Origin of the sequence: Virgibacillus sp. Bac330, from assembly GCF_003667845.1 — a bacterium.
Classification (GTDB): Bacteria; Bacillota; Bacilli; order Bacillales; family Amphibacillaceae; genus Virgibacillus; species Virgibacillus chiguensis.
On sequence record NZ_CP033048.1, the window covers coordinates 3,800,169 to 3,818,349 of the forward strand.

Annotated in this window: 14 protein-coding genes and 2 pseudogenes; 5 read left to right on the top strand and 11 right to left on the bottom strand. The window is 36.8% G+C overall.

Annotation, left to right across the window (positions count from 1 at the left end; all coding sequences use genetic code 11):
- Positions 1-7 precede the first annotated feature (7 nt).
- Positions 8-1,471, bottom strand: a complete 1,464-nt coding sequence (locus tag D9780_RS17635; RefSeq protein ID WP_121641034.1) for a nitrilase-related carbon-nitrogen hydrolase — start codon at positions 1,469-1,471, stop codon at positions 8-10.
- Positions 1,472-1,956: 485 nt separating this feature from the next.
- Between D9780_RS17635 and D9780_RS17640 the strand changes: the two genes are divergently transcribed.
- Positions 1,957-2,967, top strand: coding sequence for a MerR family transcriptional regulator (locus tag D9780_RS17640; RefSeq protein WP_121641035.1), 1,011 nt, complete (start codon positions 1,957-1,959; stop codon positions 2,965-2,967).
- A gap of 184 nt (positions 2,968-3,151) precedes the next feature.
- Here the strand turns inward: D9780_RS17640 and D9780_RS17645 are convergent, their stop codons facing one another.
- The 3 genes from D9780_RS17645 to D9780_RS17655 all read right to left on the bottom strand — a co-directional run bounded on the left by D9780_RS17645 (position 3,152) and on the right by D9780_RS17655 (position 6,973).
- On the bottom strand, positions 3,152-4,588 hold the full coding sequence (locus D9780_RS17645; RefSeq protein ID WP_121641036.1) for an alpha/beta hydrolase family protein: 1,437 nt from the start codon (positions 4,586-4,588) through the stop codon (positions 3,152-3,154).
- A gap of 104 nt (positions 4,589-4,692) precedes the next feature.
- Complete coding sequence (locus D9780_RS17650; RefSeq protein ID WP_121641037.1) at positions 4,693-5,916, bottom strand: MFS transporter; 1,224 nt, start codon at positions 5,914-5,916, stop codon at positions 4,693-4,695.
- Between the two features lie 13 nt (positions 5,917-5,929).
- Positions 5,930-6,973, bottom strand: a complete 1,044-nt coding sequence (locus D9780_RS17655; RefSeq protein ID WP_121641038.1) for an ArsR/SmtB family transcription factor — start codon at positions 6,971-6,973, stop codon at positions 5,930-5,932.
- 468 nt (positions 6,974-7,441) lie between these two features.
- Between D9780_RS17655 and D9780_RS17660 the strand changes: the two are divergent.
- Positions 7,442-8,217 (top strand): annotated as a pseudogene (locus D9780_RS17660) (class I SAM-dependent methyltransferase).
- A 199-nt stretch (positions 8,218-8,416) separates the two neighbouring features.
- On the opposite strand, the pseudogene D9780_RS17665 reads toward D9780_RS17660, so the two are convergent.
- From D9780_RS17665 to D9780_RS17680, 4 genes and pseudogenes are all read right to left on the bottom strand, one after another.
- Positions 8,417-8,608 (bottom strand): annotated as a pseudogene (locus D9780_RS17665) (MerR family transcriptional regulator); the annotation flags it as partial.
- A gap of 214 nt (positions 8,609-8,822) precedes the next feature.
- On the bottom strand, positions 8,823-9,884 hold the full coding sequence (locus D9780_RS17670) for an alpha/beta hydrolase fold domain-containing protein (RefSeq protein WP_121641039.1): 1,062 nt from the start codon (positions 9,882-9,884) through the stop codon (positions 8,823-8,825).
- A 124-nt stretch (positions 9,885-10,008) separates the two neighbouring features.
- Positions 10,009-10,359 (bottom strand): DUF2200 domain-containing protein, encoded by a 351-nt coding sequence (locus tag D9780_RS17675; protein ID WP_121641040.1) that lies wholly within the window; start codon positions 10,357-10,359, stop codon positions 10,009-10,011.
- 109 nt (positions 10,360-10,468) lie between these two features.
- A complete protein-coding gene (locus D9780_RS17680) occupies positions 10,469-11,434 on the bottom strand; it encodes a helix-turn-helix transcriptional regulator (RefSeq protein WP_121641041.1) in 966 nt (321 codons plus the stop codon).
- A 100-nt stretch (positions 11,435-11,534) separates the two neighbouring features.
- Here D9780_RS17680 and D9780_RS17685 point away from each other — a divergent pair, with 100 nt between their 5' ends.
- The 3 genes from D9780_RS17685 (at position 11,535) to D9780_RS17695 (ending at position 14,459) form a co-directional block, all read left to right on the top strand.
- Positions 11,535-12,068 (top strand): dihydrofolate reductase family protein, encoded by a 534-nt coding sequence (locus D9780_RS17685; protein ID WP_162985921.1) that lies wholly within the window; start codon positions 11,535-11,537, stop codon positions 12,066-12,068.
- 329 nt (positions 12,069-12,397) lie between these two features.
- A complete protein-coding gene (locus D9780_RS17690; RefSeq protein ID WP_121641043.1) occupies positions 12,398-13,147 on the top strand; it encodes a spr1630 family ClpXP-sensitive toxin in 750 nt (249 codons plus the stop codon).
- 103 nt (positions 13,148-13,250) lie between these two features.
- Positions 13,251-14,459: a spr1629 family repressor/antitoxin gene (locus D9780_RS17695; protein ID WP_121641044.1), complete on the top strand. Its 1,209-nt coding sequence runs from the start codon at positions 13,251-13,253 to the stop codon at positions 14,457-14,459.
- A gap of 382 nt (positions 14,460-14,841) precedes the next feature.
- On the opposite strand, the gene D9780_RS21720 is transcribed toward D9780_RS17695, so the two are convergent.
- From D9780_RS21720 to D9780_RS17715, 3 genes are all read right to left on the bottom strand, one after another.
- Entirely contained in the window at positions 14,842-15,090 is a 249-nt protein-coding gene (locus D9780_RS21720; protein ID WP_121641045.1) for a transposase, read from the bottom strand.
- Between the two features lie 242 nt (positions 15,091-15,332).
- Entirely contained in the window at positions 15,333-15,779 is a 447-nt protein-coding gene (locus tag D9780_RS17710; protein WP_073013168.1) for an SMI1/KNR4 family protein, read from the bottom strand.
- A gap of 10 nt (positions 15,780-15,789) precedes the next feature.
- Entirely contained in the window at positions 15,790-17,898 is a 2,109-nt protein-coding gene (locus tag D9780_RS17715) for a T7SS effector LXG polymorphic toxin (RefSeq protein WP_121641046.1), read from the bottom strand.
- Positions 17,899-18,181 lie beyond the last annotated feature (283 nt).

An 18,181-nucleotide genomic window follows, 5' to 3' on the forward strand; every position in this document is an offset into this window, starting at 1 on the left:
CTCCTTTTTATGATTCCATCTTTTTTCTACCAATAAAACGGATATACACCGTGGAAATAATTAAGATTATTATAATATAACCCGCAAAATATTTCCCCCACTTTGCGTACATGGTTTCCTTACCTTCTATTGGCACTTGTCCTCGCATGACCCATTGATCGGAGGTGAAATGATCCATCTGCGCTAATGTTTGTCCCTTATAATCCGAAATCATGGACATACCATTTACCGTTTGTGTCACCACATTGGCACCATTTTCAACCCCTCTAAAATTACCAACAATCGTATGGTACGGAGAAATCTCTTTCCAATCTGCAGATGGGATGAACAACATATCAACGTCCTTTTCACCTGCTTGATTAAGGATAGATGGGAAATCTTTATCCCAACAGATTATCCCTGACAAACGCCCGTAATCTGTATCGACATATTTAATTTCCTTGTCTCCTTCTACCGTCTTCTCAATAATATTGCCGCCATATTTAAAGTGTTCAAACGCAATCTCCCCAGACGGTTCGATCATATATAAGACATTTTCATTGGGCGAACCTTCCTCTGTAAAAACATAAGGCACCGTAACAATATAGACGCCCCATTCCTTAGCAACCTCTCGGAGACTGTCCAAGTAATCTGCTTTTTGCGTCTCATCCAGCACAGCAACCCCTTCCGAATGGTGAATAATCTTCGCTCCCGCTTTTGCCTCCGTAATTGTCATGGCAATTAATTGTTCCAGGTTTTTTTCCGTTTTCTGTAAAAAATCACTGTTTTCTTGTTCATGTAGGTTAAAAATCTCTAACACATCCGAATCCGTCCGATCCAGCGTATGAATACCAGATACGGTCACTGTTTCCGTATTTGCATTGGTTACGACACGTAAACCACCTAACGTAACGATGAGTAAAAGCACTGTAGTAGTTAGTATTGCCACATTTCGCTTCTTTGCTTTCATATTATCTAAACGAAGCCAATACACAATAGATGCTGTCCATATAATCAAAAAGGTGATTCCGGTAACACCAACTACAGAGGCCACTTGCATAACTGGCAAAAACCCGTGCTGCGAGTAACCAAGAATACCAAATGTTCCAAAAGGGTTAAAATATACATTGCTAAAATCCAATAACGCATACGTACATGGTAAGATCAATGTCGCAACAAAGGAGTTCGTTTTGCGAAAGCTAAGTTGTTGTAGTACAAATGGGAAAGCATAAAGTGAACCCGCCATTGCTGGAATGTAGCTAAACATCGGGATGTCCAAGCTCGGTAGCATATTATGAAAGCTCAACTGATTACTTACTGCCGTTACCACCAACAAGACAGGCAAAGCTTTTTTCCAAGACATCTTCTCAATGGCAAACAAAAATAATACCGGAAATATCCAAGCAGCTGGCGCCATTAAAAATTTCCCATTGCTCAGCACCATAAATAATCCACCTAATGACAATAGTAAAATACGCATATATATTTTCATCTTCTTCGCTCCCCTCACATGTTACTGTAAGTATAAGAGCAAATCCGAAGCTAAGCATCGCAATTTCCGTAACAGGGACAAATAATACAGCGAAGCGGACAAATTGGACGGTTACAGGATGAGAAGGAACAAGAAGCTAATCGTATGTTGATAAAACCGAAAACAAGACCTTTACTCCGTTACTATACATAACCTTGGCCCATAATTATTCGTCTGTCGGTAACTTTCAATAACCGAGAACATCCTGTATCCCACTGATTAGCAGCTAAGAACTGATTAGCAGCTAAGATATGACCTAAGAACCTCTAAAAAGAAGGATACACTCCCCAACCTTTGATTTGTTAAATTAAGAGAGACAAAAAGTCACCTTATAGCCTATTATTTGGAGGGCATACCGTTGTGCCTTTTCAGCTATTTTTTGTATATTCATTTTGGTATGATTTAAACAAAGATAATTAGTAAAATATAATGCTGGAGGTGAATGGATGGACTCTAATAACAGTAAAAGCTTACAGAAGTCATGTGTTTCTGAACCTAAATCAAAGACGAGCACCTTCTCAATCGGTGAAGTAGCCAAAATGGTTGGGACGAAGGTTAGAACCATTCGTTACTATGACGAAATTGGCTTCATAAAACCATCTACACATACAGAAGGTGGACATCGATTATATACATCAGAAGATATATGGCGTTTACATCTAACTTTAACCTTGCGCTACTTGGATTTTAGCATTGATGAAATAAGTCAGCTCTTTTCCGGCGAGTTGCTTGTTGATAAAGCCATCGACTGGCAGATTGAATCGCTTGCGACACAAGTTAGCGCACTAACGAATAGTATTACCATTTTGCGGAAGGCAAAACAACAGCCAGAGGAGCATTTACGTCATCTGCACGACCTTGTGCATGAAACAGCATTAAACGTCGAACAAAGAAAACATTTCATCGCTAAAAAAATAAAGAATAGTAACATGTTTAACAAAATTCCTTCAATATGGATGAATTCGGTTTTATATTTTTTTAATAAATATATTGTTCATCAAGCCAAGCTAACAGCTCAACAAACAGCTGCTTGGCATGAGCTACAAGAACTTATAAATGACCCACAATTTATGAAGGAACTGAATAATATTGACTTTTTCTTCTTTCATACAGACTATGAACTCCGCTACGATCCAACCACATGGATTAAAAAGCTGGAATATATTCATAACCGGTTGAATGAAGCTTTAGATCAGAAAAGGTCTGCCGACAGCCCATATGTACAAGCCATTGTAGAGGAAATGATGATGCTTTATGCAAATACAGAACAAACTATTGATAAAGAGGGCTTTCTCCGTTCTTTTGCTGCATATGCTCAAAAAATAAGAACGCCTCTACTCGAACGTTGCAATACGCTATGCTGCATCATTAGCCCGCAATTCAACCTCCTTGCAAAGGGTAACTTCGTGCTTTTTCAAAGTTTACAGCATAAACTAAAAAAATTATCAGACGGATAAAGTGAATCCATGAAAAGGAGAGCTTCTCCCATAGATGATTAACACCACATGACTATGATTTGAGATACTTATTACTTCATAGAGGTTCGGTACGGCACCATTGATACGCGAGTCTTACAGTTTCTTATATGCACAATAAAAGGAACAGCCCAAAGAAATATACTGGGCTGCTGTTCACTCGGACTTATTTTTCTTGTAATAGGATAAAATCTAACTGTTTACCAATATTTTGTTCTAGTCGTTTAGATGGTAGTTGCTTTAAATAATGATCGAAGAAATCCTGCGTGTATTCATTAATAAGACGATGCGCCTTCCGAACATCGACTCCTGTCATCTTTTCAAACATTGGCGACAATAGGTATAAGTCAGAAAACCCCATATGATCCATATGTTTAATTTTCATCCAGTAGCTCCCCCCTGTCGCTACATGTTGGTACCGAGGGAAAGTGGCTTCCATAAATTTGGCATATTCTTCACTATCCGTACTTTTCACTTCCCTTATGGAGTCATCCGCGCTCATCATCATAAATGGCTTGTCCATCCCCTCTTTCGGAATACGATCTTTGCCATACAAGACACCATCCATATTAATTGCTGCCTTTATTCTAGCATCCGTCATAAGCATTTGCGCGCTTGTTGCCCCGCCAAAGGAGTGACCGAACATTCCAATATTGTTCATATCCATACGATTTGTAAAACGGTTGTCTGGGTCATTCTCTGCCAGTTTCTCCACTTGATCCAACACAAACTTGGCATCTGCTACCCAGCCCTCATTCGCTTTATCCAAGTAGGCAATGGAATTTGTATCTTGTGGTACATAGTTGGCAACATAACCATCTGAAAAAACAGAAGCTGTGCTACTATACGTGTGATCTATGGCAACGACAATATATCCTTGACTAACTAGATGCTCCACTTGAAATGTATTCTGATTCTTATGCCCACTAAATCCATGTGAGAAAATAAGCACTGGATACGTCTTCTCTTGTTCAGAAAGCGCTACATGCTTCATGGCATGTGTTTTGACATAAGCGAAATTAGTAAATAACAGTTTTGGCATATGCAAAAGTTTACTGTAGCCATCAGCCAATACATCCGGGTAAGCTAAATAGGGGACTGCATCTCCTTTTACTTCTGCATCTGTTGGATACCAGATTTGCACCATCAACCGTCGCTTGTCGTTTGGATCGGACGTAAGTACCTCTTCTCGTTGATTATCTTTCCAGTCGTAGGTGACGGTACCAATCTTATACGGACCTGTTGGCTCCTCGAAGATAAATACAGGCAATACAAGTGGTAGCGTCACAGCAATGACGGAATAAATAATCCCTAACGCTGTCACCATTATAAAATGCAACCGCGATGTTTTTTTCGTCTCCCACTTAACATCCTGTCTTTTAGACATGCGTTTTACAGCTACTAATACTAACGGAATAACTGTTATTACATACGTCGGGAGCATCTGCCAACGCAAGCCTTCCATAATTCCGTGCAACAACATAATAATGGCAGAAACGCCAAATCCAATAACCAATCTGCGTACCGGCTTTCTTTTGGCAAATAAAATCCAGCTAAACATGAAAATATTAACGATAATGAATAGTATCTCAAACAAACGCATTTACGCGAAACCTCCTCCTATACATTAGCTTCTAACTAAGCTGTTTGCTAACTTAAACGATATAATATCCAGTAGGTGAAGGTTCAAGCGTTATGTATGCTAAATTATGAAGCAGCCCTTTCCTCAGCATGATAGTGATTAATAAACTTGAAATACGGAAGCAGGATTCCTAATAACGAAACAACGGAAATAATCGAACCTATCCATAAATATAAAGGGCGAATTCCCCACGCATCGCTCAGAAAGCCACCAGCGATAACACCTAAAGGCATCACCCCTCTAATAATGAATAACCTTACAGAAAAAACCTTCCCCATTACATCGTGTGGTATCACTTTTTGGCATATTGTCGTATTATGAATACTAAAAATAGCCATAACCATCCCTCCTACTATTTCCGTTGCTATACCTAAGGCAATGCTCGTATTAAAAAACAAGGCGATAAATGTCAGTCCACCAATAAATAAGCTACCAAGCATGACGAGGCGACGGTTTTTCGATGTTATCTTGCCAACAAACATTGCACCTAATATGTAGCCAATGGGAAACCCAGCCATAAAATATCCGTACTCTGCATAACTTCCATTTAATTCCGCTGTGATATAAGGAAGTGTGGTAACCATCGTTACACCCACTCCAAACTGTACAACTGCCAAAAACACGCCCAACCATACTATGATTGGATTTGTAAAGAAATAAGCGATCCCTTCTAAAAACTCTTTTACCCAAGTCTTTCTCATTCCTTGATTCTTTCTAGCTTCTTGGATAAACAACAAGGTGAAGCCGCTTCCAATCAATAAAACTGTTACGAAAGAAAGCGTTCGTGTTACTCCAATATACTCAATGACGAGTCCCCCTACTATTGGTGCCATGAAAGTCATAAGTCTAACTGTTCCATCTATGTAGGCATTCGCTTTCTCTAACTGCTCTTTCGTCACAATGGTAGGTAAAATTGCTTGATTTGCAGGAACATATAATGGAGTGATTAAACCAACCACCACCTGCACCATGTATACATGCCAAGGCAAAAGCGTCTCTGTAAGTAACGCTAAGAGTGGAACTAAAAAAATCATCCCTCTAATCCATTGCGAAAAGATCATCACCCATTTGCGACTCCAACGATCAATAAAAGGACCAATAAATAATTGAAGAAGCAGCGAAGGAATAAAGTATACTACCCACATACTACTTAATGCTAATGTCGAACCCGTTAATTGGTAGATTAAAACCGAATTACAAAAGGTGCCAAAAGCTCCCCCTAATTCAGATATACCATTTCCAAGCCATACAGAAACAAAAGACCGATTCCTTAAAACAGATGACTGCATGTCACTCCTCCCCTTATTTCTCTAAATATACTTCTAACTCCTTACATAGCAGCTGTATGGCGTCTTTTTTTAAACCATATTTTGCATGCAATATCTCTACTAATTTTGCTGCTCTAAGAATTTTTAGATGGTGGTGAATGGTAGATTTACCAATATTTAATTGGTCTGTTAAGTCCTGTAATGTACGATTTTCTTCTGATAACAGCTTAACAATTCGAAGTCGCACCTCATCACCTAACGCTTTATGCTTCAGCACTAAGAAATTATTTGGCGTATATTTGTCATAAGGAGTAATACTTTCATTGGAAACCGGATAATAAAAAACTTTCGTTCCTTCTATATCTGCTTCAATATTCCATGGACGATAAATATATTGTGGAATTAATAAAACTTGATGCACACTTGGTTCAGGCGTGTATGTCACTCCACCAGTCGCCCACTGAACAAGTTCTTCTGGTGCTAATTTTTCTCTCATCTGCTTTTTAGCTTCATAATCATTTTTTAAAATGGTGCTTATCTCTGTCGCGTCTCGTTTTAAAACCTCTTTATACCAGCCACGCATTACGTGAATAAGATGCTCCTTTAAAAAGCTAATGTCGCACTTTGTCATGAATTCGATATAAGTCGGAAAGAAGGGGTTATCAGCCGTTGCTTGAACTAGCTTTTCTACGGAGCTCTTTTCTCCTTGAGCTGCTTTCTCTCTGTAGATTTGATAATCAATTCCGATAAACGGCAGGCATATGAACCGTAGTTCCGTTTCATCAATTGCATTAACATACGTGGTGAATTCGGATAAATCGGCAAACTTCCGTTGATGAAGTATTTGTAACAACGACTTCCATGTGTTATTTTGCTCAACGAAATTGAGGTGGGCCAATAGTTCATCCGTTATAGAGTTTTTTATTTCATCCCAATATTTTTCTGGTCTTTCTAATGTCTGTAATAGTTTACTGTTTGTAATTGCGGCAATACCTAAAGCGCTTTCCCAAAGAAGAGAATACGTTAATTGAACATGGTATGTCTCCCTTTTTCGACTAGTCAGTTGTAAAATATCCACTTCTCTACCTCCCTCTATTATTTGGGATAGTATAACACATATTCTATATTTATAGAATATAATATTTTATAAATATAGAATATATATCTTTGTTAGTACTAGGAATGCATTAGAATATGTATAGTATGAAAAGCATTTATGCTTCTTGGAAAGCTCTAGATCATGCTAGATGAAGGGAATAAAGATGCTCTTATACAATCATTAAAAGAAAGAGAAAGAAATTAACAGGAGAAAAAGCAACGAAAAAGAACTAGTGAAATTGGCTTGAGAAAGAGTGAAGATATAAGAATTGAAAAACGTCGTATCCTATTCTTTCAACAAAAGGATATTTAAATGAGTAAAGAAATAAGGTTCGATAAATATGAGTTATTACTTTGTATTAAAAAATAGCATTTTTAATTCTATTTAATTCTAGATATAATTATTTTAGACAGAAAGCTGGGAAGGTTTCGAGAGGATGACTGCTTAATGGGGATTAACTTTCATAACCAAAGAAATCGTATTACTTATACAACACGGAGAGCTGACAATTCATGGATTAGAACAATAAACAAACTTATATCCAGCAGAGAGATTTCAAATGCTGCAGATATTGGATGCGGTGGAGGAATTTATTCTATGGCAATGGCGGACATTGGTATAAGCTCTGTCACTGGTATAGATTTTTCCAAGGCCATGCTTGAAGGGGCTAGAAAAAATTGTAAGGAATACAATAATATTTCATTTCAGTATGGCAATGCTTTAGAAACAGGTTTAGATAATAACAGCTTTGACTTCGTTCTTGAAAGAGCACTCATACATCATATTAAAGACTTGCAAAGTTGTTTTAAAGAAGCTTACAGGGTTCTGAAAGATAACGGTTTTTATATTATTCAAGATCGCACCCCTGAAGATTGTTTGCTTGAAGGTAATGATAACCATATTAAGGATATTTCTTTGACTGCTTTCCAAAACTAACCAAAAAGGAAATTAATCGTAGACACAACAGCCAAGTTGTAATTAGTATGTTAAAGGCAACAGGTTTTAAGGATATCGAGCAAGTGAAGTTCTGGGAAATAAGAAAAATGCATGAAAATAAAAAGCAATTGCTTAAAGACTTAAGCGATAGAACAGGAAGAAGCATTTTACATGAGTTAAGCAATAAAGAATTGAAGTATTTAACGAAATATATTGATACATTAATAACAACAGATAACAGCATCGTTGAAAAAGATAGATGGACAGTTTGGAAGGCAGTGAAATAGCAGTTAGATTAATTTGAGGAAAGGGTATGACCGTATTTGACGAAATAAACGCACAACATTGCATCGGCCCTTTTGACGAGTCAGGGTCAATGCTGTTTGTGTAAAAAAGCTTATACCATACTTTTCAGCGTTGATGCTGATCTCTAATGCAAGCCATGGCGATTTATTAAGGGACACTTTTGCTGTTTCGAATTTCCTAGATGCTTTTAATGTCAACATCTATTTCTCGATAAAAATTGACTGTTGCAATATCATAAATATCCATTTGGTTATATTTTCTATACCCATTTTCGCTGTCGTGTTTCGGATTTACCAACCCTTTTTGTTCATAAAATTTCAACGTATCTCTCGTAACGCCCAAAAACTTTGCTACTTGCCCAATCGTATACATCGCCCTTCACCTCCGTTTTTACAGATGTTTTCTCATTATAATGTGAATCATCAGGAAAACCTGCTTAACGCCGAAGTCACAATGGCGCAAGTTTATTTCACTTATACTTTAAAGCCGCCTAAAACTTTTCTATAGTAAAACGAAGGAATCCAGCAACAAACTGAATTCCTTTCGCTCATACTGTAAACGCTAGCTGAATCATTCTCCTATCCATTTATTCCGCTTCTAAGATAAACTTCACGGACTCTTTTAGACAATCGTCTGCTTGGACATAGTCACCGACCTTATCCATAAATCCGTGAATCATTCCGTTATAGCGTAAGCAGTACACATCTGCGCCTGCTTGTTTCGCTTTTTCATAAAACGCGTCTCCTTGAAGGCGTAGTGCGTCATATTCCCCAGCAATATATAAAGTTCGTGGCATGTTTTTTAATAAATCTTCCTTCACATTATACGGCGAAATCATCCAGCTTTCGGCATCCGTACCTTGAATATACCATTTATCAATAAAATAAAAGAAATGCATAAATCCTTTTATATGCTCATGCACCAAGTCTTCATGTTCATGTGCATGAATTGCAGATAAGTCATAAAAACGATTTAATAACGCTTCATTCTCCCCTTGGTATACAACGGGGTAAATGGAGACGGCATGGTTAATATAATTCGTCCCGTATAACCGGTCTAATAAGGAAACGACATACGTTAAATTACCCCCAGCTGAATCGCCCATGACATTGATATGATTTGCATTTACTTTTAATTCCTTGTGGTGATGATGAATATAAACGACTGATTGATGTGCGTTTATAACCGCTTCTGGGTAAGGGTGTTCTGGTGCTAAGCCATATTCTACGGAGAAAACACGTACCTCCGCCAAATCTGCCAACCGTCTACATGGTAAATCAACATGATCTAAAGAACCACCAAAAAAACCTCCCCCATGATAGAATATGATGGCTGGTAATACGTCATTTGCTATAGCTTTTTTTACATATGTTCGAACAGGGATACCCGCAAATTCCGTGTCTTCCACCATTAATTCATTTGTAGTAATATCTTTGGCGTTGGACCATCCGATTCCAGCACGCATCATCTCGACTGTAGGTTCACTCGTCTTTTCTTCTGAAGATGATTCCTCTGCAGCCATACTTAGCTCTTCAAGCGTACGTGGGTCGATATGACCTGACTCGCCTTTTCCCGGTACAGGCTTTACTCTCATTCGCGTATCATTTGTGTTCACAGTCTTCATTAGTTGATCTGTTTTTACATTCATGATAATCTTCCTTTCAAATAAATAGATTTGTTACTAAGAAATCGCTTTAATGAATGGAGTAATTGTTTTAATTAAGTACTTATGTTTAGGGATTAGAATTTGCTTAAATTTGCATTGCTCCTCATTATTTACGCAATATTTTCTCCATCGCTTTTCCCTTGGCTAATTCATCAATCAGTTTATCCAAATAGCGAATTTCCTGGATCGTCGGTTCTTCAATGTCCTCCACTCGAACGCCACAAATAACTCCTTTAATGAAAATCCGTGAAGGATTTAATTGCGGAGCTTGCGCAAAAAAGGTCTCAAAATCAGTCTGTTTTTCTAGTTGCTCCTCTACCTCCTCTTGGCTATATCCTGTTAACCACCGAATGATTTCATCAACTTCTGCTTTACTACGTCCTTTTCTCTCTGCCTTCGTTACATAATGTGGATAAACACTGGCGAAACGCATCGTATAAATCTTATGTTTCGTCATCATACACGCCCTTATTTTTATATTTGCCTCATTTTAACACGAAAAATAGTCAAAAATCATCTAACACAGTATTAGGTGCCCTCATCTTTGAACAATTCAAAGAGCAGACTTATTTGGCACTTTGATAGTAGTCCATAACAGACTTAGCAAGCGCTACGATTTTATCTGGAAGGTCATTTGGCGAAAGCACCTTCACTTTATTTCCAAACCCTAATAAAAATTCAATCGCCTCTTGCTCATCATGAAAACGTACAGTCGCTAATAGCCATTGACTATCACGTTGATGCTCAGTTTCTATAACTTGAACAAACTTACCTGTAAACCGAAGCCGCTGCATTATTTCTGGGTCTACTTCTACTTGCACATCATACTTAGGTAGATTTTGAATAAAATCCGCTTTTGACTGTTCCCAATATGCCGCTAAGTTAAAATCCTGCGGTCTGTCAAAAACTCTCTCTTCAACCTTTGCGTAGTGTATGCGTGAAACTCTATAATTACGTAACTCTCCATTTCTTAATGCGACTAGATACCAGTTACTCCCTTTCGCCACCAACCCTAATGGATCAACTAATCTTTCTTTTCGTTCAGCATTAGCTTGTTCATAATGCATGCGTAACTTTTTACTCTCCCAAACAGCTTGTTGAACAATTTTAAGAGCGCGCACTTTTCCCTCGGATTGTCGCCAAGTGCTCGCATCGATGTGAATTCTTTCCCACATGGTTTGCGCTTCATTCCGATACGTATTTGGTATAGCTGCAAATAATTTTTCCCTCGTATCTAACGCTTGGCTATTTAACCCTAAATCCTCAAGTAATTTTCCTGAAGGGAAGAGAAATAGGGATTTCATGTCATCTATATGTAAGCCACTTAAGGTACTGCGAAAGTTATCTAACAGACGCCAGCCCCCCTCCTTCCCCTTTTCCGATACAACAGGAATCCCCGCAGTACTTAATGCGTCCATATCTCTTAGAATCGTTCTAACGGAAACTTCTAATTCACTAGCTAAATCCCTCGCCGTCATTTTCCCTCTATTTTGCAACAAAATCATAATCGTCATTAATCGATCTGCTCGCATAACACCAGCCCCTTTGGTTAAAAAACAATTTATAAATATGACAAAAGATGTCATATTTAAAGTATATACTTAATCTATAGCTACGGAAAGGAGAATGATTGTGAAGCAGCATCGAAATGTCGTATTATTTATCGCCGCAAGCTTAGATGGATACATTGCCACGAAAGACGATTCTTTAGAGTGGTTATTTCAAGTAGACGGTGAAGGAGATAACGGTTTTGCGGCGTTTTATGAAACCGTTGATACCGTTTTAATGGGGAAAAGAACCTATGATTGGATTATGGAACAGGACATGCAAGAATTTCCCTATAAGAATAAACAAAGCTATGTATTTACGAGGTCTTCTGTTACGGAGACGGAGAACGTGAAGTTTATATCTGACGATGTGTCTGATTTTATTCAGCATTTAAAACATCAAGAAGGAAAAGACGTTTGGATCGTGGGCGGAGGCGAATTATTGCATACTTTTCTACAAGAAAAACTGCTAGACGAACTTATCCTGACCGTTGCCCCAACTATTTTAGGTGATGGAATTCCATTATTTAAAAAAGGCGATTACCAATTAGATCTTTTCTTGAAAAATACGAAGCGATTTAATCAATTTGTTGAATTGCATTATAAAGTGAAAAGGTGAATAGAATTAGAAAAAGGGATGATGTAAGGCAACAGCTCTTCTATTAGAGCTGTTTTTCTTTGGTTTTAAAACCAACACGCTTTCATCAAGTAATATAGAAAGTGTTCTGGAAAAATTAGCGTTTCTGCGCATACAGTTTTTAAATGTAAGAAAACCAGAGAGAAGTATCCTAGCTACACTAACAATAACAAACATTCAAATATTCCTACGCAACACTATAAAACTACATCAAATTATCACCAAAACTTTAAAAATATGAATATAAATCATATCATTTCTTTACTAATTAAGGTAGAATTGTTCCTAGAATGATAGAAGGAGTGGTAGGTATGGAGCAATATAAGTTTAACCCCAGTGATGGCAAAGAAATTGTTACTGCCATTGTTGAAGGCTACCGAGATTATATTGAACACCGTAAAGATCGTCATGATAAAATGGTGATTAGCTCTGCATTCGCATGGACGAAAGGCAATTTTATAGAGAGCAAATTGGCAGAAATTAGTTCTGATCTCAAGTTCAAGTATAAACGAGCAAAAGCTGGACTCACTTGGGATTATTTGCAATTTATTAACGGTGAAAAAAAGCAGCTTTTCCTAATTAAAAACGCTGCTTACTTTAATCCAAATTGTTTTTCTCAAGCTGTTTCACCGAATAGAAAGAGCATAGACAGCAGAAGAACCTACCTCTACGAACTTTCTAAAATAAACCAAAATCTACAATTTCCGTCTGACATCCATACAGAGAATGAATTTTTCAATGAAGAAAGCGTGCAACTTTCCCTTTTCATTTCGGAACAACATATAAAAGAGGATATAGAAAACTTTCACGCTTCTTTTAATGAATTCCATATTCTCACGTACAACATTGACGAAGCATATCAAATTTCAGAGATTATGCATTATTTACCTAACCCAGCGAATAATATAGCATATGAAATAGAAAATTTATCAGAATATATTTCTGGTGCCGAGTTAACAAATGAAGAAAGAGAAATTATTGCACCAGATCAAGATAGTGATATCATGGACCCTGCAGTTTTTGACATTGGCATCTTTAAAGAAGAGGACAAAAAGAATTAGCATTTTCTATCACTATACAATTTAAAAAGGGGGCCATATGAAGAATGGTTTTAAATTTTATGGCTCCCATTATCTTATGAAAATCAAGTAAAGGGGGAGCGCTATGTTTATTGGTGAAAATTTAACAAACCTTCGTATCATGCATGGATATTCACGCAAACAGCTCTCTGACATGTTACATATAACCGAACAGGCAGTCTGGCAATATGAAAATAACTATACATCACCGAAGTTGCAAATTGTCAATCAATTAAAATCCATTTTTCATGTGAAAAGTAAATATTTTTATCATCAAGATGTTCTAAAACGTTACTTTTCAACGGGAAATATACCTGTTATGAATATTGCCTATCGTTCAAAATTGAGAAATGTCATTTCAAAAACAGAAGCAGAAGCAAAGCATATGGAATATCTGGATAGTTTTATTAATTATATAACGGCCCATTTAAGTATACCAACACAAAAAATTATTCAGTTAAGAGATGAAGTCATTCATTACTTAAATAGCACATTAGATGAGCGTACCCAGCAAATAAGTAACGTAGCTAAACTCGCACGAAAGCGATTAGGATTGCGTAATGATACAAACGATGATGTTATGTTTTTCATTGAAAAAAGTGGTGCCTTTATATTTGAAAAGTCGATTGGCGAGGAAATTGACGCTTATAGTTTATGGACAGAAAAGCAACGCCCTTTCATTGTATTAGGGAATAGGAAGCATTCCGCTGTACGCAGAAATTTTGATCTTGCTCATGAACTTGGCCATTTATTACTCCATTATAAGGTGGAATTTACTCATCTGGATGGTAAGGAACATAAGAACATGGAAGATGAAGCGAATTTATTTGCAGGTGCTTTTCTATTACCAAAAGAAGATTTTCTAGAAGACCTAAACACCATCTCTTTTATTACCAATCCGGATGCATACCTTGATTTAAAAAAGAAATGGAAAGTATCGTTGCAGGTTCTAGGTTATAGAGCCGCACATTTAGGTATAATGGATGCGAAGAAACATCGTAACTTTTACGCATCCCTACATCGTAAAGGGTATTTAAAACGGGAACCATTAGATGATTTGCTACCAATACAAAAACCACAAAAAATAAAGTCCATTATTGATTTAATTGCCAAAAAAGGGATTATCGATATTCATAAAATGCTGGAAAAAGACTGGATGGTAGAGATTGATTTTTTGTATAGACTCACTGGAATTGATAAGGGATTTTTTACTAACTATTTAGTTATGGATCAAGATTTTGAGCTCGTTCATGTCAATAATATTACATCTGTTGTGCAAAAGAAAAATGGGTAACATATACCGTTAAAAAGCAAAGGAAGCAGCAACAAAAGTGTTTCAAGGCTATGGATGGATGCGTGTTGCTGAGGTTTAGTTGATGTATGTAAGTTAATTAAAAAGCTGTTTAAATCGTTAGCTCTCCATTGAACGGAGAGCTTTGCCTTCCATTATCTATACTTTTTGAGTTTCTTGATACTATCCCTTTTGGCCCCCTAATTGTATGATCTACTTTTGGTACTAATATAGCAGGAGCTCTTTTCCAATCATAGCTATTTATAAATTTTTTCATAACCACTTTTTGTCCAACGTGATGCGCTTCTAAACCTGGTAGTCCTCTAATTTCACTATAAGTACCTATATTATATTTTTTTAAATGCTTTCTGTTGGTTGTACATAATCAGCCAACTCCAGTTGTAATTGCTATAAATGCAAAGACTCTCCCATTCACAAACTCTGTTTTAAATGATTTAATCGTTGATTCAGCTACAGCGTTATCATAAGGGAATCCTTTTGAGCTAAGAGAACGTTCGATTTGAAATACAGTTAATGCTTCATCAACGACTTGATTATCAAATTCTTTGCCACAATCCGTGTTAGAAATAGCAACCTCTTGTAGATTTGCTGGAATACTAGCTAAAGCTTTCATAACCAATTAATGGTTTTTGTTTGCTCCTGCGCTATATACAATGATTTCTCAATTAAAAAGGTCGACAAATAGGCAGACGTAATTACATTTTCCAGCCACATCTACATACGTCAAGTCGCTTGCAACTAAATATTAAGTACTTATTTAGACTTCGAGCGAACGTTGCTACAGAAAAGTCTACCCGTTAGAGTAGGTTATACTAGCTATATATTTGCTTAGGAGATTCTCTATCCAACGAACAATCATCTAGGAATATCTAATTGATTTAAAAATTCTTCAAAACTATTGGCTATTTTATACGTATTTGCATTTTCATTTGATTTATCAAAGTAAAATGAATGATCCCAATAGTAGATGCCATCGTGTTCGTTATCTGCAATTAATACAATTAATCCCGACCCAGGATCATCACCTATCACTAAACTATTAAATAATAAATCATCAGCAAATTCATCATACCAAGTTTCTAAATCGAATGTTTCATCATCAACTCCTATTCCATATAAAACATCTAATTGTATAATTTGATTCAGCTCTTTAACAAAGAAAGTACTATATCTTTTTTTAGATGTACCACCATTATATCGTAATAAAAACTGTTTATAGTCAGTAGGTAAAGAAAAGCCTATCCTTATTTCAAAATTGCTGATTAATTCTTCTGTTGCTCCTTTAAAAGGGTTGATGTTCATAGTAACACTCCTATTCTTTTGATAACGCCATACCACCGCGATGCGTAAACCTTCTATGCAATATTTTATTTACTTCTTGCATCGTTTTTAAATCTTCGTGGTGATGCCAAGTATTTTTTGAAGATTTAGGTCCGTTTGGCGCCAGTTTATCTGCTACTTCAAAGTCTGCAGAATAACTTTTAAATTTTCTTAGTTGAACTTCTTGTATTACTAATCCAGCTGATTTAAAATCGGGAAAGCCATTAGGGTAGGAAACTTTATTTGGAGGCACTTCCCAATCAATATATGTCCATATGCCATGTTCGTTAATTTCGATTCCCCCACCTTTCTTTTGCCATTTAATCGGATCACGGGAATAAGGTGGTTTTGAAGCTAATTGTTCTTTTGTGAAACTTACAACTTGTTTTTCCTTCTTCACTGTATATTTACTGTTCTGTTGATAATCTTTAAGCGCGCCTTTAACCTCATGTTGATTAACCTTATTGAAATTTTTATTTGTTTTTTGATTACTGCTCTCCTTTTTTAAGGCATTACTTCCCTTACTCACTGTATAATGATAACCGTCTGTTGTATCCTTAACTACATTGACTTTAGGTATTTGTGTTCTCATCCATTCCTTTATATTCAACATCGTAGGAATTTTTAGAGAGGACCTTGTATACGTATTATCTCTAGAAATTACTTCTCCAACATCATTTCGGTTCACCAATTTACTACCAGATTTTGGATTATAAAGGAACGTCTTTGCACCAACAACAGTAGAAAATAGCCCAAAACTAGATAACCAATGTTCTTTGGAATAAGTTTCTTCAGGACTTATTGTCCCATGCATCATGTCAACTCCACCAATAGTAAGCCAGTTAACAAAGTCTTTTGGTGTATGCAACATGCTTTCTTCCCTGACCTGCAGACCTTTTGAAAAGTCCTGTCCCTTATTTAATGCACCAAAAGTAATATAATTTCCGAAATCATAAAAAGTGTCGAATTTAGCTTCATTTCTATCCTCTGCTGCTTTTAATACATCCGAACCTATCTCTCGAAACGCTTGAGCAGATTTTTGAAATAGATTTTGCCTACGATCATCAGGAATTGATGATACCAATTCGTACGTCACGGAACCATCTGATTCTTTAAATTTTCTGACTTTTCTGTCGTTGATTAGTGTATAGTACTCCCCATGCCATTCTTTTTTATAGTCGGAGACGTTTATTGTGGAAACCACTTGGTGCTCAATAGTAGAAAACTCTCTTGCAGTTAAGCGATCCCCTGATGCTGCCACAGCTGCCTGCATTGCCCGATAGCTATATTCCATTGTTTGTAGCCCAAATTTTTTCTGTAGATAATGCACGAACAAGTTTGCTGGTGGCAAATGCTGAGATAATAGATACTTTCCAACCTCACCAAGCACCGTCTCTAGCCCAACGGCATTTCGAACAGCCTTACTCCTAATGCCGCTTATTAGCTCTTTATGAAACCTTTGATCTGCTAATTGCCGTGCTTGGTAACTGCCAATATGTATTTGGCCATTATTTCCTAACTCGCGGATTTGGCTAATGTAGTTTTTCATCATGTGAATATCTTGTTCAATCGGCTCCAGCTTAGCTGTATTATGACGATCCAATTCATACAACTTTTCCAGAGTCTTATGGATCTTTTTCTTTCCATGTTGTACAATATCCAAGAACTCGCTATCATCTATCTTGCGTAAGTCCACAATATCACTTACCGATTGGATAATAGCATTCGCTTCATCTGTTAAATCCATCGTAATTTGTTCCATTCGTTCTAATCCCCGTCGTACATCTTGAGAAATAAAATCTTCTCGAATAACACCGTCTTTATCTGGCTCCATGTACTGAATAGACTTTTTCATTTCTTGTAAAGTATCGGTGTAATTCGTAATAAATCCCTCTAGAAACAACAAAAACGGCATGTGCACCTCTTGATAAAAGGCACGAATAGAATTAGCCAGTTTCCCTTTAAATTCATCCTCCAAAGCTATCATAGCTTCTATACTCTTCTGGATGTTTTTCACTTGTGTATGTATTTGTTCTAGGCGTGATATCGTTTTGTCAATATAGCTATGGAGGTCGCTCACATAAAGCGCCTTAATGAACATCCCCTCCCATTGGCTATAATTTAAATGTAACCCCTTTTAGTTGCATTATACTAAAAATATAAGATATATGGAATTGTTTGTAGAAAGCAATATGAAACACGTAATACTCATAAATAAAACTAATTGGTGCATCTCACACATGATTTGCGTGGCACCCCTCTATGCAATCATCTTACTAGGATTTGGATGGTTGTTTTTTGGCTTCAAAATAGCAACAATCAAACAGGCAAAAGAGATCATTCATATCCAGCTCTAGAAAACTAAAATAGGGCTCGTCAAAAAG